Annotated in this window: 18 protein-coding genes and 1 riboswitch; of the genes, 10 read left to right on the top strand and 8 right to left on the bottom strand. The window is 57.1% G+C overall.

Annotated features, from left to right (window positions below; genetic code table 11):
* Positions 1-48: 48 nt before the first annotated feature.
* Positions 49-687, bottom strand: coding sequence for a lysoplasmalogenase (locus GS630_RS08745; RefSeq protein WP_171174756.1), 639 nt, complete (start codon positions 685-687; stop codon positions 49-51).
* A gap of 155 nt (positions 688-842) precedes the next feature.
* Between GS630_RS08745 and GS630_RS08740 the strand changes: the two genes are divergently transcribed.
* A complete protein-coding gene (locus tag GS630_RS08740) occupies positions 843-1223 on the top strand; it encodes a hypothetical protein (protein ID WP_171176199.1) in 381 nt (126 codons plus the stop codon).
* Here the strand turns inward: GS630_RS08740 and GS630_RS08735 are convergent, their stop codons facing one another.
* Both GS630_RS08735 and xseA read right to left on the bottom strand, forming a co-directional pair.
* Positions 1224-1865, bottom strand: coding sequence for a glutathione S-transferase family protein (locus GS630_RS08735; RefSeq protein ID WP_171711980.1), 642 nt, complete (start codon positions 1863-1865; stop codon positions 1224-1226).
* Between the two features lie 3 nt (positions 1866-1868).
* The gene (gene xseA, locus GS630_RS08730) at positions 1869-3353 is read right to left on the bottom strand and encodes an exodeoxyribonuclease VII large subunit (protein ID WP_171174752.1); all 1485 of its coding nucleotides are present in this window, start codon (positions 3351-3353) and stop codon (positions 1869-1871) included.
* A 75-nt stretch (positions 3354-3428) separates the two neighbouring features.
* On the opposite strand from xseA, the gene purD reads away from it, so the two are divergent.
* Positions 3429-4697: a phosphoribosylamine--glycine ligase gene (purD, locus tag GS630_RS08725; RefSeq protein WP_171174750.1), complete on the top strand. Its 1269-nt coding sequence runs from the start codon at positions 3429-3431 to the stop codon at positions 4695-4697.
* A gap of 73 nt (positions 4698-4770) precedes the next feature.
* Here purD and GS630_RS08720 read toward each other — a convergent pair whose 3' ends face one another.
* Together GS630_RS08720 and GS630_RS08715 are read right to left on the bottom strand one after the other, a co-directional pair.
* Complete coding sequence (locus GS630_RS08720; RefSeq protein ID WP_253285854.1) at positions 4771-5532, bottom strand: VCBS repeat-containing protein; 762 nt, start codon at positions 5530-5532, stop codon at positions 4771-4773.
* Positions 5532-5855, bottom strand: coding sequence for a 2Fe-2S iron-sulfur cluster-binding protein (locus GS630_RS08715; protein WP_171174748.1), 324 nt, complete (start codon positions 5853-5855; stop codon positions 5532-5534). The genes GS630_RS08720 and GS630_RS08715 overlap by 1 nt, the downstream gene beginning before the upstream one ends.
* 127 nt (positions 5856-5982) lie before the next feature.
* On the opposite strand from GS630_RS08715, the gene GS630_RS08710 reads away from it, so the two are divergent.
* The 3 genes from GS630_RS08710 (at position 5983) to GS630_RS08700 (ending at position 8212) form a co-directional block, all read left to right on the top strand.
* On the top strand, positions 5983-6357 hold the full coding sequence (locus GS630_RS08710) for an OB-fold nucleic acid binding domain-containing protein (protein ID WP_171174746.1): 375 nt from the start codon (positions 5983-5985) through the stop codon (positions 6355-6357).
* 84 nt (positions 6358-6441) lie between these two features.
* On the top strand, positions 6442-7470 hold the full coding sequence (locus tag GS630_RS08705; RefSeq protein ID WP_171619329.1) for a VOC family protein: 1029 nt from the start codon (positions 6442-6444) through the stop codon (positions 7468-7470).
* A 388-nt stretch (positions 7471-7858) separates the two neighbouring features.
* Positions 7859-8212 (top strand): hypothetical protein, encoded by a 354-nt coding sequence (locus tag GS630_RS08700; RefSeq protein ID WP_171174742.1) that lies wholly within the window; start codon positions 7859-7861, stop codon positions 8210-8212.
* Positions 8213-8311: 99 nt separating this feature from the next.
* On the opposite strand, the gene GS630_RS08695 is transcribed toward GS630_RS08700, so the two are convergent.
* The gene (locus GS630_RS08695; RefSeq protein ID WP_171619326.1) at positions 8312-9769 is read right to left on the bottom strand and encodes a pyridoxal-dependent decarboxylase; all 1458 of its coding nucleotides are present in this window, start codon (positions 9767-9769) and stop codon (positions 8312-8314) included.
* Positions 9770-9992: 223 nt separating this feature from the next.
* Positions 9993-10682: a glutathione S-transferase N-terminal domain-containing protein gene (locus tag GS630_RS08690; protein WP_171174738.1), complete on the bottom strand. Its 690-nt coding sequence runs from the start codon at positions 10680-10682 to the stop codon at positions 9993-9995.
* Positions 10683-10877: 195 nt separating this feature from the next.
* Positions 10878-10955: riboswitch (SAM riboswitch) on the top strand.
* A 61-nt stretch (positions 10956-11016) separates the two neighbouring features.
* Between GS630_RS08690 and metZ the strand changes: the two genes are divergently transcribed.
* The 5 genes from metZ to GS630_RS08665 all read left to right on the top strand — a co-directional run bounded on the left by metZ (position 11017) and on the right by GS630_RS08665 (position 17687).
* Positions 11017-12207 carry an O-succinylhomoserine sulfhydrylase gene (gene metZ, locus GS630_RS08685; RefSeq protein ID WP_171619324.1) on the top strand — a complete coding sequence of 397 codons (1191 nt, stop codon included), beginning with the start codon at positions 11017-11019 and terminating at the stop codon, positions 12205-12207.
* Between the two features lie 240 nt (positions 12208-12447).
* Positions 12448-13551: a GTP cyclohydrolase FolE2 gene (gene folE2, locus GS630_RS08680; protein ID WP_171619322.1), complete on the top strand. Its 1104-nt coding sequence runs from the start codon at positions 12448-12450 to the stop codon at positions 13549-13551.
* A 285-nt stretch (positions 13552-13836) separates the two neighbouring features.
* Entirely contained in the window at positions 13837-14613 is a 777-nt protein-coding gene (locus GS630_RS08675) for a hypothetical protein (RefSeq protein ID WP_171619320.1), read from the top strand.
* A 51-nt stretch (positions 14614-14664) separates the two neighbouring features.
* Complete coding sequence (locus GS630_RS08670) at positions 14665-16113, top strand: TrkH family potassium uptake protein (protein ID WP_171619318.1); 1449 nt, start codon at positions 14665-14667, stop codon at positions 16111-16113.
* Positions 16113-17687 (top strand): 5-guanidino-2-oxopentanoate decarboxylase, encoded by a 1575-nt coding sequence (locus GS630_RS08665; protein ID WP_171619316.1) that lies wholly within the window; start codon positions 16113-16115, stop codon positions 17685-17687. The genes GS630_RS08670 and GS630_RS08665 overlap by 1 nt, the downstream gene beginning before the upstream one ends.
* Before the next feature lie 51 nt (positions 17688-17738).
* On the opposite strand, the gene GS630_RS08660 is transcribed toward GS630_RS08665, so the two are convergent.
* A complete protein-coding gene (locus GS630_RS08660; RefSeq protein ID WP_171619314.1) occupies positions 17739-19478 on the bottom strand; it encodes a serine protease in 1740 nt (579 codons plus the stop codon).
* Between the last annotated feature and the right edge of the window lie 34 nt (positions 19479-19512).

The following is a 19512-nucleotide window of genomic DNA, read 5'->3' as shown; positions in this document are numbered from 1 at the left end:
CGCAGGTGTTCCCTTCACCTAATGCGGATTTGCGGCAGTTGCAAAGGGTCACGCGAATGCAAGGACAAAACCAAGCTGTGCGCCCCAATAAAGGGGCCAGACCAAATAGGGCGTTGCCTTGAGGGCCGGATGGCTTGGTGGCAGCAGGAACTTTTCAGTCGCAAGGACCAGATCGGACGCGATGAAGGCGATGGCGGCGGGAAAAGCCCACCGCAAAGCGCCCGTGTCCGGCAGTGCCAGAACAGTGATACCCATCCCAAGGATGATGGGGATATAGGCCAGAACAGGCCCTTTCAGATCACCGGCGTGGGGTGCAAGTGTCGTGGCCATGATGATGCCCAGAATGACGAGAGACCATACCGTTGCGGGCGCGTTCCAGATTAGGCCAGCGTTACTGGTCGGGTAGGTCATGAACAGCGTGATGTAAGCCAGATGTCCGCCGGCAAAGGCGGCAATGCCCGACATAAACGTGGCATCCGTTTCGCGCGATAACAGTGCGTCGCCCGTTGCGCATAAGATGAGCGCCAAAACCAGCAACCAGGGTCCGCCATTCAAAAAGGCGATCATGGTCAAGGCAGCCACGGAAGCGGTTTTCAATACCGTGCGCAAGGCTGAGGCCGGGCGCGCTGTCAGCGGCAAATAGCCAAGGGCACAGCCGAGAGCGATCCAAAAGAGTACGTTGGTCATGGGTCCCCCGACAGTTTCCAAACGACTTCATCCGAGGTGAATATTGAAATCAAGCGCTTACGTTGAGTTAAGGGAACTGTGATGAACCCAGAGGCAAAGGGTGAATGGCACAGCTTAAGCGCTTCTGGCAGAATGTACTTATGCTTAGATACTGGATGATTCTCGCAGGCTTTGCTGCGCAATCCGTTGCGGCCCAGACCCCGTTGTCTGGACCGGAATTCGATAGCTACACGCAGGGCAAAACTCTGTTCTACGGGTTCGAGGGTCAGGTATACGGGGTTGAACGGTATCTGCCGAACCGGCGTGTGATCTGGTCTTTTCTGGATGGCAATTGCAAAGAAGGCGTCTGGTATCAAAGGGACGAGCAGATCTGCTTTGTCTACGAAGACAGACTCGACCCTCAATGCTGGGTTTTTACGCAATCTGGCGGCGGTCTGGTTGCGCAGTTTGAAGGCAACCCGGAGGCAACGGAGTTATATGAGGCCGAAGAACTTGGCGAGGAAATGGTGTGCTATGGGCCTGAGGTTGGTGTGTGATCAGGGCACGCGCAGGTCTTCATAACTGATCATCACATGGTTCTGATAGGCACACCTTTCCGCCAGTGTCTCATAATACCGGCGCAGGTTTGGGAGCGCTGCGCGGGATATGTCGATATCGTAATAGCGATACAGAACGTGCCCCAGCTGAATGTCGGCCAAGGTCAGGTCGGTGCCGCACAGGAAGGCGTGTTGGGACAGTTGAGCGTCTGCAAGTGTCAGCTTGTTTTCCAAAGTGGTCACAGCTTGTTCGATTGCCTGCTGGTCCTGTTCCGCCTTTGGGATTCGGGTAACCTGCCAAAACACGGGCACGGTGAATGCCATCGCGACGTTAATCTTGGCCCATTCCGCCCATTTATCGACTTCGGTCTGGTGCACCGGATCGCGGGGCCAAAACCTTTGAGTCCCGTATGAATTGGCTAGGTAGCGGAGAATTGCACCGGTTTCCCAGAGGGGCGGATGGTCGCCATCGCGTATGACAGGGATGGTTCTGTTTGGGTTCAATTGATGGAATTCATCAGTGTCCAGCCCTCCGAACCCGTGTCCCAGATCGTGGCGGCGGCAATCCAACCCCAACTCACCGACACACCACATCAGGGCCTGAACATTCGATGACGTTTTACGGCCCCAGATGGTCAGCATGGCTTAGAACAGTGATCCCTGATCCGGGGCGTCCGGTTTGGGTTTCTTGGGCGTCGGTTTTGCCGTGGCGCCGGTGCTGAGAATGCCATCTGCGAACTCGATCTCAAGCGCCGCATGTTTGGCCGCCTGGGCTTTGGTGGTAATCACGTCGCCGTCCGCACGGACGACCGCATATCCCCGTTCCAAAGTGGCTTTGTAACTGAGCGTTTCGCGCAGGCGGTCGGTGGCCTCAAGTCGTTGCTGAAGGCGTTCCAGCCGCGTGGTCTGAGCGGTGTTCATTCGATCGTTAAGCCGGGCAAGGCTCTGCCGCTGCTGGTCGATCTCGCGCTGAATCGGGCGCAGAGACAGGCGTGACGACAGGTTGCGCAGTGACTCCTGACGCGTTGTTACCAAACCGCGTAGGGTCGAGGGGCGTAGGTGGGCCGACAGTTCGACGACTTGCAGACGGCGGTTTTGAACGCCACGGGTCAAGGCGGGTGTCAGGCGATCTGCAATCAAATCAAGGCGTTGGCGTGGGGTGTTCAACAGGGTTTCCGGACGCGGCAAGGCGCGGGACAGATCGTGCAGCCTTTGCGTTCGGCGTTGAACTGCATTCGTTGCCGCACGGGACAACCGCGCACCTTGCTCTCCGGTCCATGCAAGCAACTCCATGCGGACGGGCACGGCAAGCTCTGCTGCGGCAGTGGGCGTGGGCGCGCGACGATCCGAGACAAAGTCGATCAGCGTTGTATCGGTTTCGTGCCCGACGGCTGAGATCAGCGGAATGTCCGAGGCAGCTGCGGCGCGGGCGACGACCTCTTCGTTAAAGCCCCAGAGGTCCTCGATAGACCCGCCGCCGCGGGCGACGATGATCAGGTCGGGCCGGGGCAAAGCTCCGCCAGGCGTCAATTGGTTGAACCCTTCAATAGCTCGGGCGACTTCTGGTGCGCAATTCGCCCCTTGGACGGCCACGGGCCAGATTAGCACCTTACGCGGGAACCGGTCCCTGAGGCGATGAAGAATGTCACGGATCACAGCACCCGAAGGCGATGTCACCACACCGATGATATTCGGCAGATAGGGCAACGGCTTCTTTCGCTCGGGCGCAAACAAACCCTCGGCTTCAAGCTGTTTCTTGCGTTTCTCCAGCAAGGCCATCAATGCGCCTTGTCCGGCGACGGATACCTCATCGACATTCAGATTGTATTTCGATTGCGCGCCAAATGCGGTCAGGCGCCCGGTGACGACAACCTCCAACCCTTCTTCCGGCACAACAGACAGGCCGGAAATCTGCCCTTTCCAAGTTGTACAGGCCAGAACGTTCCGGTCATCTTTGATGTCATAGTACAAATGCCCGGAACGCGCTTTGAATACGCGCCCGACCTCACCCCGCACTCGGATTCGCCCGAAAGAGCCTTCGAGCGTCCGTTTCACCTCTCCCGAGATCTCGGAAACGGTGTATTCGGGGGTATTTTGGCCCGGAATCGGGTCATCAAGCAGATCGGACATTTCAGCGCCTTGTTTCAAATGCCGGGCCAGCTTAGAACGCCGCGCAGGCAAGGCCAAGCAGATCGGAGAGCATTCATGAACATCCTCATTCTCGGCAGCGGCGGGCGCGAACACAGTCTCGCCTGGGCGGTGTTGCAAAACCCAAAATGCGACCGTCTGATCGTTGCTCCGGGCAATGCCGGAATCGCTCAGATCGCGGACTGTGCAGCGCTGGATACTGAAAATGGCGGGGCTGTTGTCAGCTTCGCCGAAGAAAACGCGATTGACTTTGTGATTGTCGGACCCGAGGCACCTTTGGCTGCCGGGGTGGCTGATCGCTTGCGCGAGGCCGGAGTTCTGGTTTTTGGTCCCTCCGCCGAGGCGGCGAAGCTGGAAGCGTCGAAAAGCTTTACGAAGGAAATCTGCGACGCGGCCAACGCGCCCACCGCAGCTTATGCCCGGTTCACCGAAGCCGAACCTGCCAAGGCCTATATCCGCGAACAAGGCGCGCCGATTGTGGTGAAGGCTGACGGTCTGGCCGCAGGCAAGGGCGTGATTGTTGCGATGGATGAACAAACCGCACTGGACGCTATTGACGACATGTTCGGCGGCGCTTTTGGCGGTGCTGGTGCGGAAGTTGTCATCGAAGAGTTCATGGAAGGCGAAGAAGCCTCGCTTTTTGTTCTTTGCGATGGCGAGAACATTCTCTCTGTCGGGACGGCTCAGGACCACAAGCGTGTTGGCGAAGGCGATACCGGGCTGAACACGGGTGGCATGGGCGCGTATTCTCCGGCACCGGTGCTGAGTGCTGAGGTCGAAGCGCGCGCAATGGAAGAGATTGTGCGCCCGACCATGGCAGAAATGAAGCGTCGCGGCACGCCGTTTCAGGGAGTCCTTTACGCTGGGTTGATGATCAAGGACGGACAACCACGCCTGGTGGAATACAATGTGCGTTTTGGCGATCCCGAGTGTCAGGTGCTGATGATGCGCCTTGGTGCGCAAGCGATGGATTTGATGCATGCCGCAGCCGAAGGGCGGCTGGGCGATATGCGGGTGAACTGGGCCGATGATCACGCGATGACGGTTGTGATGGCGGCCAAAGGCTATCCGGGGTCTTATGAAAAGGGTTCGGTCATCATGGGGCTGGATGCTTTGCCCGAAGACAGCAGCAACATGGTGTTCCATGCCGGTACCAAGGCTGTTGAGGGTCAGGTGCAGGCCGCCGGTGGGCGAGTGTTGAACGTGACTGCGCGCGGTGACACGCTGCAAGAGGCGCGGGAACGGGCGTACAAGATGGTTGATGGTGTGAATTGGCCCGAAGGGTTTTACCGACGCGATATAGGGTGGCGTGCATTGGATAAGTGATCGGGCAGGGGGCTTTGCCCCCTCGGCCTGCGGCCTCACCCCCAAGGTATTTTTAGCCAGATGAAGAGGCGGATCAGCAGTTCAAGGCCTGTGCGAGGCTGTTGGGGCCTTTGAAAGGGCCGAGATCGATTTTGGTCCAGTCATTGTCATAGGAAACGCTCATGATCCGTGACCAGTCGGCGCTGGCCACGATCAGTTCTGGGCGTTCGCCGCAGGTGCGCAGGCCGCCCGAGATGAAATCCTCACCGATCTTGTGGTTGGTCAGACCGGGTATCGAAGCGATCTGGGTCAGGGCGTTGTCTTTGTAGCGCCAGATGCGCAGTGTTTTGGCAAGGTGCGGACGGCCGATATAGGCGATTTCGATATTGCCGTCTCCGTCCAAATCGGCTGCTCCGATTGGGGCGAGCCAGCGGAAGCGGGTGCCGATATGAGGTGTGGAGGCGATTTTTGCGCCGCTTGCGTTGTAAATGGCCAGCTGCGCGCCTTGTTGATCCTGAGATTCAACGACAATCGCTTCGAAAGTTCCGTCTGCATCAATATCGATAAGTCGTGGTGTGAGATCTTCGAAGACGCGATCTTGCGGCAGGCGAACGATTACGGTTTTTGGGTTTGAGCCGGTGTTTTGAACACGAAGTTCCAATGCACCATATTCAACAGTGTCGCCCAAGACCCCGTGCGCGTAGCGTGTGGTCGGTTCTGTGAATTTGGCCGCTTTGATTTGATCGGCAGCTGTCGCGGTGCCTAAGGTCGATCCCCAAAGGCACAGAGATGTCAGTGCGCCGCGTGTCCGACGCCACCAAAGGCGACGGGAGGGACGCGGCGCTTTGGAATGCATCAGATCTGTTTTTCTGGCATTTGCACGATCAGACCGTCCAGCGCGTCGGTGACCTTGATCTGGCAGGTCAGGCGCGAGCGGGCCGGGTCGGGCTCGTAGGCAAAGTCCAGCATGTCTTCTTCCATGTCATCCTTGCCCGGTATTTTTTCGACCCAGTCGGGGTGGACATAGACGTGGCAGGTCGAGCAGGCGCAGGCGCCGCCGCAATCGGCCTCGATGCCGGGAATGTTGTTGTCACGGGCCCCTTCCATGACGGTCAGTCCGTTGGCGACCTCGACAGTGTGTTCGGTACCGCCGTGCTCGACATAGGTGATCTTTGCCATTGCGTGCGTCTTCCTTTTGCGATGTTCGAATTCTTCCTTAGTCAAGGCATTTAGGTCTTTCCAGCCTCATTTGCGACTCCTGAGGCCGTGTCTGGACTTTCTTGGTGTTTGTTCTATTTTTGTTCTCATGCTTGTTGCCCCTGTTCATTCTGTGGTTTCCAGTCGGAACTGGCCACGCCCGCCATCTTGTTTGCCGTCAAATCAGTTGACAGCACCGCCCGAGGGCGCGCGCGTGGCCGTGGCCGGGCTGGTGATCCTGCGGCAGAGGCCGGGGACGGCCAAGGGGGTGATCTTTCTGACGCTTGAGGATGAGACCGGGATCGTGAATGTGGTGGTGTGGCGCAAAATCTACGAACAATTTCGCCGCGCGGTGATTTCAGGTCGCTTGCTTAAGGTGACGGGCCGGATGCAGCGGGCGCATTCGGTGACTCATGTAATCGCGGAAGAGATCGAAGATATCTCGGGCATGTTGGATATGCTGGTGCAGGGGGAAGGGCATTAAAGCAATCTGTGTATAGTACGGCCTCTGGACAGGGCGCTTTGCCGGTCATAGCTCGGATAGGATCGAAGCAGGAAAGAGGGCGCGATGGCAAACGGACATTTTCTGTGGACGGACCTGTCCACCTACGACATGCGCGCTGCCAGAGTGGACTATGCCGGAATATTCAATTGGGCATTTGGTGAAGAAGACACTTATGACTTTGCCACTATCGGCGGGCAGGAGGTGGCGGCCGTTTTCCCGATGCCGGATCGTTTGGCGAAAATGAACATGCCGTCTTTTTGGATGTCGTATGTGCACGTCGATGATCTGGACGCAAAGGTCGAACAAGCCCGGACACATCAGGGCGCCATCATCGAAGTGAAGCCTCAAACCTTTGGCGACGCGGCGCGTATCGCGCTGGTTCGGGATCCATCCGGTGCCGGGTTCACGATGTATGAGGGTCCAGACATACAGGCCGGAGCACCGGGTGCTGGTAAGGTCATAAGCCGTTTTCACCACGTTCCTGATATCAAACTGATCGCGCCGTTTTATGCGGACCTGTTTGGGTGGCGCTTTGAGAAGAGCTCGGCAAGCCCATGGCCGCGCTATGATATACGTCATCCTGACGGAAGCGTGGTTGCTGAGGCCGAAGAGGTGCCCGAGGCCATCCGCGGAAAATTTCGCTATTGGATGCCCTGTTTTGGCGTCAAGTCGGAGGACGATTCCATTCGGCAGATCAAAGTCCGGGATGGGCGTCACCATAATGACTTGCCAGAAGGTCGTGCATTGGTTTCAGATCGGCAAGGGGCTCATTTCATGATCCAGAATGTAGGTCAGGATACTGTTGCGGTCAGTGAAAGCCCACGTGCGGCGGCCCGAAGCACAACTGATGGTTTGGCTTGGAAGTCCCTGCTTGCGTTGGTTTGTGTCTGGCTTGCTGTGATTATGGATTTGCAGGTGTTTTGGGGCGTGCTGTTTCTGATCTGGACTTGGCTGGCGCTGAAATCAGGGCGTGCTGATTTTGTCGAGCCAATTGACCGTTCGAATCGACCGTTTATGTTTTGGCTGATCACGGGAACATGGATGGTTCTGAGTACCTGGGTGATACTCGCCTCGGTTTTCGGCGGCGGATGATCATGTTCACGCGGCGTGTACGCTAAAGGTAAATTTGATCTGGTTTCAGCAGGTTGGCACCTAAGCACAAAACTGCGCTTGGGTTTGCCCAAACGTGGTGTCTAATTCCAAAGCGCATAAGAGGCGTCTTTCCGCCAATCTGGTGCGTGTTGGTCGACTCTGTGTCACAGGGCAGGTAATTGCGTGTGTTGTTACGCCTCAGCCTGTGTCCGAGATCAGGTTTGATCGTGCACCACTCAACGTCTTGTCTGAGCCACTCGAGATGCCCAACGTAAAACAACATGGATCGTTCGAAAAAGCCGTCGTTCTGAATTGCAACCTGATTTCTGACCGTATTGCCGAACTCTCAGAGCTTGTGCGGTCCAAGGGGTGCATTCACGCCGCCAGAATGATCGAAGAAGCTCAGAACGTCTATGCGTTCGAGAAAAAGCACCTTGAAGCCGCTGAGGCATACCGATCAAAATTTAGGGACCTGCAATCGCTGTCGTTGGAAGAACCGGAAAAACAGCAGCACAAGATTCCGAATTTTCGATCAAGGCGTTCTGGAGTACCGAACGATTTCTTGTCCGATTTTGCAAAACGACCCGTCGACCAGGTCCAGGAAAAAGCAGTAGGGCGGCCAGCCCTGGTCCTGACATCCCGGATGCGCGTGGACGGAAGAAATGTCACAGCGCTGCGCAGTGGGAATCGTGGCAGCAAACCATTGGGATTCCTTGTAGAACCTGAGTTCAAGTTTCGCTGACTGACCGTAGTGCGGGCAAAGCTATCACGGCAGGTGATCGCGCTCTGAACCCAAGAGGCACAAATATGCCATAGGGTCGCCCCAAGGCACGCAGTGACCTTAGGGGTTGTTTTCGCACAGAACCTCCTCACCAACTCGAACTACGTCAAGCAAAAAGCCATCAATATCGTCGCGTCTCGTTCGATGGTTGTTGAAGGCACAGCGAAGCCCGTGCCTGCCTTGGACAGTTGTGTCAGACGCCACGGCAAGGCCGCGTTCCTGAAGCCGGAGCATAATCTCTGTGTTGAGAGTCTTCGCTGCACTCTCATCCGCCGCCACATATCTGAAGCACACGATGTTGAGGTCTACCGGAGCAACAAGTTCCAGCGTTGGATGAGTTTCTATCTGTTGCGCCATATAGCGTGCATGGGCGATGTCTTGTGAGATGAGGCGGCCAAACTTTGCGGCACCATGTTCCCGCAGCGCCATCCAAATCTTTAGAGCTCGGAAACCACGGCTAAGCTCTAGCCCGTAATCGGCAAGGAATTTTCCTGCGATCATCCCGCGTTCCTGCAATTGAAGATAGGCACCATGCATTTCGAAGGTCGCGAAATGAGCCTCGGCATCTTTGATCAAAACGGCTCCAGCCTCGAAAGGTGCGTGCAGCCATTTGTGAGGGTCGATTGCAACCGAGCCGGCCCGCTCCATCCCTTTCACAAGATGCGCGTGGTCGGGTGCAAGACGTAATACGCCGCCTATGCATCCATCCACGTGAAACCAAAGCCGCTCTCGATCACAAAGATCCGCAAGTGCGGTCAGGTCATCTATGGCTCCGGTGTTCGTGGTGCCCGCCGTCCCGATCACGCAAGCTGGCTGCAACCCCTTCGCACGGTCTTCAGAGATTGCGGCCTCGAGCGCGTCGAGTTGAATCCTCTGGCGGTCGTCGCTTGGTATCTCAACCAGCGCTTTTGAGCCAAGGCCGAGGGTTTCCAACGCCTTTTGGTGGCAGCTATGGACCTGATCGGATGCGTAAAACCGCAGCGGCTTTTCCAAAGCAGAAACACCTTCTTCGCGCACATCAAAACCGGCGGCCAGGTTACGGATGACCGTGTGCGCGATCAGGTTTGCCATTGACCCGCCGCTGGTCAGGGTTCCACTGGCGCTTTCAGGAAAGCCAGCGATTTCCTTTAACCAATCGACAACCTGCTGTTCTACCTGTGCCGCGCCTGTGTTCCCGCCCCCTAGGTTGCTTCCTTCTACGGCGGCAAGGAAATCACCCAATGCCCCGGTGAAGTTGCTTGCTCCCATGTACCACCCCCAAAAGCGGGGGTGAATATTACCCATCGGATAAGCACGTACGAATTCCCTATAGTCGCCATAGACCTGTTCCAATGTGCATGGGTCTTCCGGCAAAGCCTGTTTCAGATGCGCGCGGACATCATCGGGCATAGGTTGCCAAACCGGGCGTTCTCGCACCTGCTCTAGGTGGTCAATTGCTTCATCTATTATGACGTGCGCTAGGGCCCGTGCGGCGTTCCAGTCATCTGGATCAAGTGTTTCTTCTTTGATGTTTCGCATTTGCCGCCACCTCCCTCGTCCGAGGAAGAGTGCGTTAGAACCACTTTCAGGGCAACAACTCCGTGGTCTTGGCATTCAGCAAAAACGGTTTGCGTCCGCTCGCCCGCCGCTTGGTGCTTGATTAGGAATATGTGCTTGGTGCAGAGCGTGATTTGCAGAAGTGGCAAATCCTCAAATCTCGGTGTAGGCCTCGTAAGGGTTCAACACTCGCCATAGATCCTTTTCACCGCTTGAACAGAACACCTTGCGATTGCTTGTCCCTGTGATCGCCGCGCAGGTCTGCATACAACGCGCGACCGGCCTGAACGCCGGGACGGGCACCTACGGTTTCAAGCCAGCGGGCGAAATGGGGTGTGTCGTCGATCTTGTGCTGTTGCCCTTCCCACAGACTGGCCCAACCCCAGATCGACATATCCGCGATGGAATAGAAATCGCCTGCAACATATTCATTGTCCGCCAGCCGACGATCCAGCACACCGTACAGCCTGGCGACCTCGGCGCGATAACGGTCCTTTGCATAGGGCAGGTCCTGTGGTGGGTCCAGTTGAGGGGCGTATTTTAGAAAGTGATGCGCCTGACCGGCCATTGGTCCGACGCCGCCCATCTGCCACATGAGCCATTCTTCGACCGCGATCTGGTCCCGCTCGGTCTTGCCATAGAAGCGCTTGGTCTTGCGGGCCAGGTACATCAGGATCGCACCGCTTTCGAACACGGAAACGGGCGCACCGTCAGGGCCATCGGGATCGACGACAGCAGGCATCCGGTTGTTGGGGGCGATTTTCAGAAACTCCGGGTCGAACTGATCGCCTTTGCCGATATTGATCAGGTGAGTCTTGTAGGGCAGCTCCATCTCTTCCAGGGCGATGGACACTTTCCAGCCGTTTGGCGTGGGCCAGAAATACAGATCGATCATGGTCTCTCCTCAGGTTGAAAAGATCATGAGGGTTTCTGCGCAATCGGCAAGAGGGCTTGCGGCAGGCGAAGCGCAAAAAGCTGTGACTTCGGGCGATACCATCGCAGGGAAGGCCCGTCGGACCTTTGATTACAGATCTGTGACGACGGGCTTGTCGGGGTTGACGACTCTGCATGTGCGGCGTAAGGCCAACATCACAGACCACGTGGCGATTTGTTACCGGATTGCGGGCCACGCTAAACAACACCGCTAAAAGGTCAGGATGAAAGACCCCTTTCGCTTGGCCGCGTCTGGGGTTTTTTGTTTGCCTCTGCCAGAGGCTGAAAGGAATGAGATGAGCGAGAACTGGAACAAACGCACCCAAGCCGTCCATGGCGGCATCCGTCGTAGTCAGTACAACGAGGTGAGCGAGGCGATTTTCCTGACGCAGGGCTTCGTTTACGAAAACGCAGAACAGGCCGAGGCCCGTTTTCTGGAATGTGGCCCCGACGAGTTCATCTATGCGCGCTATGGCAACCCAACCGTGTCGATGTTCGAACAACGCATCGCGGCGCTGGAAGGGGCCGAGGACGCCTTTGCGACGGCGTCGGGCATGGCGGCTGTCAACGGTGCGTTGACCTCGATGCTGAAGGCTGGTGACCATATCGTGTCCGCCAAGGCGCTGTTTGGATCCTGTCTGTATATCGTCGAAAACATCCTGACCCGCTTTGGCGTCGACGTGACTTTTGTTGACGGTACTGACCTGGAGCAGTGGAAAGCGGCGATCCGCCCGGACACCAAGGCTGTCTTTTTTGAATCCATGTCGAACCCGACGCTGGAAGTGATCGACATCGCGTCGGTTGCGGAACTGGCTCATGCCGTTGGCGCCCTTGTCGTGGTGGATAACGTTTTTTCGACACCGGTCTTTTCGCGTGCGATCGAACAGGGTGCCGATGTCGTCGTTTATTCAGCAACCAAGCACATTGACGGTCAGGGCCGCGCGCTGGGCGGTGTGATCATCAGTACACGGGATTTCATCCGCGGCACGGTCGAGCCATACCTGAAGCATACCGGCGGTGCGCTGAGCCCGTTTAATGCTTGGGTTATGCTTAAGGGCCTGGAAACCATGGCGCTGCGCGTAAATGCACAGGCCGACAGCGCGCAAAAGATTGCTGAAGCGCTTGAAGGGCACCCGGCGCTGGAGCGTACCCTCTATCCCGGTCTGAAAACTCATGCGCAGAACGCGCTGGTGCAATCGCAGCTTGGCGGCAAGGGCGGCACAGTTCTGTCGCTGGACATCAAAGGCGGCAAAGACGCTGCCTTTGCGTTTCTGAATGCGATGACGATCCCGGTGATTTCCAACAATCTGGGCGACGCCAAATCCATCGCAACGCACCCGGCGACGACGACACACCAACGCCTGAGCGAAGCGCAGAAAGTTGAGTTGGGCATTTCGTCAGGACTCATTCGTTTTTCCGTTGGTTTGGAAGACGCAGATGACCTGCTGGCTGATATTCAGCAGGCTTTGGAAGTCTCGCAGAAATAACCAGTTCCAGCGCGCACCTTTATCGTCGGGGCATTACCTGACGTCCGAGTGCCGCTTGAAAACCCATTCGGACGGGGTGCTGTCCTGCCGATAGAACCAATAAAGGGCGCAAACCGTTGCAAATTGACGGTTTCGCGCCACTTTTTTCGATCCGGACTGCTAATGGCAACGTATCGGGATAGACTGGAAAACGAACCTCAGTCGTATATAGTCCGACGATCACTCGAGGAACTGCAGCCGATGAACGTTCACCCGCGCGACATTGATGAAACACCAGACCGTGAAAAAGCCGCCGAAGCCCTGAGTGTGCTGCGGCAGTGGGCGAAAATGGCGTCTGTGTCTGAAATCAGTCAGTTGGACCCGGCCATCGCGCGTCTGGTGCCGGGGGTGGCCGCTGTAAATTATCCTTCGCTCTCACGCGAGTACCCAGAGGATTTTGCAGTAGATGCAGCTTACAGGTCGTCATTGCCGGACTTGCAGAATGGCCCGTCTAGCCTGATCCGTGGGGCGAAACAGCAAATCCAGCATGTGGGCATCTCGAATTTCCGCCTTCCGATCCGGTTTCACCGGAAACAGGGCGATGACCTGACGCTTGAGACGTCGATCACAGGTACTGTTAGTCTGGAGGCCGAGAAAAAGGGCATCAACATGTCCCGGATCATGCGGTCGTTTTACAAACATGCAGAACGTACATTCAGCTTCGAGGTGATGGAAGCGGCGCTCGACGACTACATGACCGATCTGGACAGCTTTGATGCCCGCATTCAGATGCGGTTTTCTTACCCGGATAAAGTAAAGAGCCTGCGCTCGGGTTTGGAAGGCTATCAGTATTACGACATAGCCTTGGAACTGGTCGAACAGAACGGCGTGCGTCAAAAGATCATGCATCTGGACTATGTCTATTCCTCAACTTGTCCGTGCTCTCTGGAACTGAGCGAACATGCGCGGTCGATGCGCGGACAGCTTGCAACCCCGCATTCTCAGCGCTCTGTCGCGCGAATTTCAGTGGTTGTGGATTGCGACGCGGATTGTTTGTGGTTCGAAGACCTCATCGCGCTGTGCCGCAGAGCGGTTCCTACCGAGACACAGGTCATGGTCAAACGCGAAGACGAGCAGGCGTTTGCCGAGCTGAACGCCGCCAACCCGATCTTTGTCGAAGATGCTGCGCGCCTGTTCTGCGCCGAATTGTTAGCTGATCACCACGTGGGCGATTTCCGTATCGTGGCTAGCCACCAAGAGAGCCTGCACAGCCATGACGCTGTGTCGATTCTGACCGAAGGCTCAACCTTTGAGGTGCCCAGTCTGGACCCGAGATTGTTCACAACCCTGTTTCATGTTGGGTGAGTTCCCCGCTGTAAGCGGTTAGAATTTAATCAGGGATTACGTCGATCAGCGTTCTTTCGCCGCAATGCAGCAAAAATGCTGCAAATGCGCATTTTTTGCCTGTATGTTCGAAGGGAATGCAGCAGACGCATGCCTGCCTTCGGGAAGGTGTGCGTCCCCGAAAGGACACCGAGACGTGACACGCCTTGGACTGCAAGACCCCAACCGCCGCGCGGCGTGTCTGCGTGGGCAGGGTGCCTTACTCCAAAAACTCGGGCTGCATCGGTTTTACAGGAGAAACATGTAATGAATCCGATTACCCATTCACTGGAGCTTCAGGCTGCGGCATTGCGAGTGGCAGGCTATGCGATGGCCAACCAGATGAAGATCATGCAGATCATGACTCGGTCTGCGTTCGAGTTGCCAATGGCACCCGTGCAAACCATACACGCGGCTGCATCTGCCCCGGCACCGGTCACTGAGAAACCAGCCAAAAAGGCGGCGGTCAAAGCAAAACCAGCCGGAGCACGTGCGCTCAAAGCAGCGTCCAAGAAGACGACGCGCGCAAAAAAACCTGTGAAGAAGAGTGTTGTGGTGGCACCTAAGCCCAAAACGGTTGAGTTTTCCGCGAAACCACGTGCTGCTGCCACAATTAAGGTTGAACCTGCCGCCAAAGCCAAGCCTGCACCTGCGCCAAAACCGGCACCTCAGCCGAAAGCAGCAGCAAAGCCGGTTGCCGCCGCCACAAAGCCCGTTAAACCCGCTGCCCGAAAGGCGGCACCTGCAACGTCTTCTGTCGCCAAAACCGCTCCGGCAAAAGAAACCTCAGTCCAATCTGCAGCACCTGCGAGCAAGACACCTGCAGTTGAGCCCAAAAAGACGACCCCGCTTGAAAAAGCCGTTTCGACACAGGCGAAACCTGCATCGCGTACGCGCAAAGCCGCCGCGCCGAAACCCGCGCCTTCTGCGGCTCAAACGAAACCGGCACCGGCGGCTGAGCAACCTAAACCGCAGACGCGCAGAACTCGGGCTCCGTCCAAACCTCCGGCGATGCCTGGGACAGAGACGAAATCCGACACTTAACTCGGATCATCTGCTTGACACCGTCGGGTTGGCGCGCCAACGCTGCGCGTCATGATGGATCTTCGCCCGGTCGGATATGTGATTGGCTTGCTGGTCGCCATTCTTGGGGCGACCATGCTGTTTCCTATGCTTGCCGACATGATCGAAGGGCGTGGCGAATGGCATGTGTTCTTGGAAAGCGCGATCATCACGACGCTGACCGGATCAGTTCTGGCGATGAGCTGTTCCAACGGCGTGGGCGAGGGGCTGACCATCCGGCAGACTTTTTTGCTGACGACCGGCGTCTGGGTTGCGCTGCCGGTATTTGGTGCGATCCCGTTCCTTTTTGGTGAAACCGAGCTGCGCTTTGTCGATGCCTATTTTGAGGCCATGTCGGGGCTTACGACAACAGGCTCAACGGTCATAAGCGGGCTTGATTCGCTGCCGCAGGGGCTTTTGCTGTGGCGTGGTATTCTGCAATGGCTAGGCGGCATCGGCATCATCGTGGTTGCGATGGTTTTCCTGCCGGAATTGCGGGTTGGTGGTATGCAAATCTTCCGTTCGGAAGGGTTTGAAACCATGGGAAAAATCCTTCCACGTGCGCAAGAGATCGCTGGCCAGATTTCCCTGATCTATGTGTTTCTGACCGTGGTGTGTGGGTTGGTTTATGCCGCGCTTGGGATGAGTTTTTTCGACGCCACGGTCCACTCGATGACAACGATCGCGACGGGTGGGTTTGCTAACTATGACGCCTCATTCGCGACATTTGCGGGTCCGGTGGAATATGCGGCAGCGGTGTTCATGATTTTGGCAGCTCTTCCCTTCGTGCGGTATGTACAGCTTGCCAATGGTCACACCTCTTCCTTGTGGGAAGACAGCCAGATCCGCGCCTTCTTGGCGACTGTTCTGGTGCTAGTCATTATCATGACCGTCTTTCTGACATCGGTCTTTCCGCAACATTGGGAACAGGCGTTTCGCGAATCTCTTTTCAACATCACCTCGATCATCTCGGGCACCGGATATGCCAGCGTCGATTACATGGGGTGGGGCAGTTTTCCCGTCATGTTATTTTTCTTGATTGGACTGATCGGGGGCTGCGCCGGATCCACGGCATGTTCAATCAAGATCTTCCGTTACCAACTGCTACTTGCATCAATCAAAACTCAGATCAAAAGGATCAGGTCCCCGCACGGGGTGTTTGTACCGCTTTATGACGGGCGGCCCGTGGGGCGCGATGTCTTGACCTCGGTGATGAGCTTTTTCATGTTTTTCGTTCTGTCGATGGGCGTGTTGTCCTGGGCCTTGGCCCTGACCGGGCTTGATTTCATCACTTCAGTATCCGGCGCAGCGACCGCTTTGGCCAATGTCGGCCCCGGTCTGGGCAGTCAGATCGGACCGTCAGGCAATTTCGGGGGTCTCAATGACACGGCCAAATGGCTGCTGACAATCGGAATGCTGGTTGGGCGTCTCGAACTCCTGGCCGTTTACGCGATCTTCACCGTTCAATTTTGGAGAAACTGATGCAAAGACCCCTTGGCGCGCAAATCTCGCATATGCTCAAGGATCGTGGCGTGGATGTGATTTTCGGTATTCCTGGCGTCCACAATCAGGAAATGTATCGCGGCATCGAAGAGGCTGGTATCACTCATGTTCTGGCCCGGCACGAGCAAGGCGCTGGGTTCATGGCTGATGGCTACGCGCGAGCAACCGGTAAGCCGGGTGTCGCCTATGTCATCACCGGGCCCGGTCTGTGCAACATCATGACTCCAATCGGTCAGGCCTACAGCGATTCCGTCCCGATGCTGGTGCTGTCATCGTGCCTTGATGAAACGCACGCAGCGCGGGGTCAGTTGCATCAAATGAAAGACCAACGCGCAGCAGCTGGAACGGTTGCTGATTGGTCAGTACAGGCCGACTCCGCGACCGCTGCATATGGGTTGGTGGAACGCGCTTTTGAGGAATTCGAGCTGTCACGGCCACGTCCCAAACATATTCAGGTGCCAATCGCGCAGTTGGAGGCGGATGCCGAACCTGCACCGTTCCCCAACCAGCCTGCGTTGCGCACCAAGGCTTTGCCGCCAGACGTTTCGTCCGTTGTCTCGATGCTGAATCAGTCGCGCAGGCCCTTGTTCATCTTGGGTGGGGGCTGCAAGTCCAACGATTGGCGGCAGATTTTGACGCAGCTGGGGGCTACGTGCTTTACCACCTATGCTGGGCGCGGGTTGGTCGGGGCGAACTATCCGTTGGACTTCGGATCCATGCTGCCACGTCCCGGAAGCGCCGAGGTCATTGCCTCGGCTGATCTGGTAATTGTCGTTGGGGCGGAGCTTGGAGAAGTCGATTTATGGCGGCATGAGTTGGGGCATAAAGCACCGCTAATCCGTGTGGATCTGGATCCGGAGGTTTTGTCTGATCACCACCGCGCCGCCATCAAGCTGCAAGCAGACAGCCAGAGTTTTGCCCGTGCGTTGTGGCAGGCCACCGAGGACAAGAAGCCTGCACGTGGCTGGTCGGCCGAGGAAGTAGCCGAGGCCCGTGCAAGCTGGCGCGCCGAGGTGGACGCGGAACGGCCCGGAATCGTGCCGATCGCGGATGCTTTGCGCGAAGTTATGCCGGCCGACTCGATGATCTATTCAGATATGACCCAGTTCGCCTATGTCGCGAAAGAGGTTTGGGATATGGCTTATCCTCATCATTGGCATCATCCAACGGGGTTTGGCACCCTCGGTTATGGGTTACCTGCCGGGATCGGTGGGGCCGTGGCCAGACGCGGAAAGCCAACGGCAGTTATCGCGGGGGACTATGGGTTCCATTACACGATGCAGGAACTGGGCGTTGCGGTTGAGCTGGGTTTGTCACTGCCGATCATCTTGTGGGACAATGGCAAGCTGAAAGAGATTGAAGACAGCATGGTGCGCAGCCAGATCGCGCCGAATGCAGTCGTGGCCCGAAACCCGGATTTCTGCAAATTGGCTGAGGCTTTCGGAGCCTTGTCGGCGGCACCGTCGACATTGGCAGAAATGCAGAGCGCCACCCGCGCCGCCTTCGACGCACCGGTCCCGACGCTTATCCATGTGACGCCAGACATTCTGTGAAAAAGCGCCGCGCGGGTGCGCGGCGCTTGGAAACTTGCTGGTGGCTGGGGTTTATTCCCAGCAGTGCACCAGAACTGTCATGCCTGCTGCGCGACGGCTCAATTCATTGGGCGAAATCTGTGTGGTTTCTTCGCTGGACTGACCGGACACGCCAGCCTGAGTTAGGATTTCTGTCAGCCGCTCGCCCGTGGCCGCCAGACTGACCGAAGCCGGCAGGCTGCGCCCTTCGGATGGTGTGGGCAACAGCATCCCGACCACATTGCCGCTGTCATTGAAGATCGGGCCGCCTGCATCACCGGGCTGCGCGTTCAAGGCCAGGCGTTTAACACCTGTCTCACCATTCAGGCCACGCACATCGGCGACTTGCCCATATGTCAGAGTCGGGGCACCCAAAGCCCCTTGATATGAGAAGCCCGAAACCGCGACGTCGGATTGAAGACGCGGCAGGGCAGCGCTGAAAGCGGCCACGCTCATCGGCGCCAGCGCCTTGGTCGGACGCAAAACCGCAACGCCAATGTCGTTATCGGCCTTGGCAAGCTGCACCTCCTGATCCCCGTCCAGAGTGATCCGCGTGCAATTCTCGACGGCTTCCGAAACTGTCAGAACGGTTCCCTTTTCATCCGCAAAGAAACCGGAACGAGACAGGCGCGGTTTACGGATTTGCAGGCCGGACATCAGATCAATGCTTTGTGCGGCATCTGCACCTGCAGCAGCGTCGAGCACCGCGTCTGTGGTGGTAAAACTGGAGGCCATAGCCGAAAGAACCCGCAGGCGGCGCGCCTCGTCCCCTTCGGGCCAGACCAAAGTGAAGCCTTTGATCTTGCCGTCTGTCAGGCGCGCTTGCGTAAAGGACACAACACCATTGCCGCGCCCTTCAAGGGTAAAGCGGTCTCCTCTCAGCTCGCGCTGGCCGTTAAGCGGAACGATTTTCAGCGATTGCATGACCTCATACAAGGCGCGCAGCGTGCGCTTGTCGCCGTCCTGACTGATCAAGAGCATCTTTGCGTTCAGGTCAGATGCGCTGTTGAAGTGGGCAAAGGGGGCTTCATAGCGATCAAAGCGGACAGCATCCAAAGGCAGGTCCATCGTGATCCCAGCCGCGTCATCCTTGTATTGGGCCATCCCAACGCTTGTCAGTGGCGCATTATAGTCGTCTATCAAGGCTTTGCGCTGCGCAGTTGTTAGAACGCCGGTTGCCTCGTACCCATTGAAACGTTGCCAATCGCCCATTGAGCGGCGTGTTCCCTGACCGAAGGCCCCGTCGATGGTCGAGTTGTAAAACCCTGCTGCCTGCAACGCAGTTTGCAGATCCTTGCGCTCTTGCGCGGTCAGCAAACGTTCGGATTGCAGGGCCTGAGCGCGGGTTTCATCCGCATCCTGAGTGGGTGCGATTGTCAGGGTGTCTTCGGCCTGAGCAATCGGCGCGACGGGTGCCGCTATGGTGCCGCGATTCAGTACGTTTGCGCCGACGGGCCAAAATTGCTGCCCCAGTCCGCTGGAAAAGGCGATGAAGCTGTCACGGGGGATTTGACCCTCGGATCGATAGACCCTCAGCACCTGTTGGGCATCCGGCCGCGCATAGGGGCCGATCACGACCGCATACCATCCGCTGTTCAGTCTGAAGCCGTTCACATCCGGCAAGGCGCGGGCGTAAGCCTGCGCGCGTTCCTGAGCCTCTTGCAGCGTCGGCTGCGCTTCGATCTGAACCCATACGCCAGGGTCTTGCTGCGCGGAAGCGGCGCGCAGGCCGACCACAAGAAATAATAGAAATGCTTTAAATACGCGTGTCATTGTCTGCCTGTGTTCTGCAATGTTTGTGCTTTGG

This window comes from Ruegeria sp. HKCCD7303 (genome assembly GCF_013111185.1).
In the GTDB taxonomy this organism is placed as follows: Bacteria; Pseudomonadota; Alphaproteobacteria; order Rhodobacterales; family Rhodobacteraceae; genus Ruegeria.
This window is presented reverse-complemented; position numbering and strand designations above follow the sequence as displayed.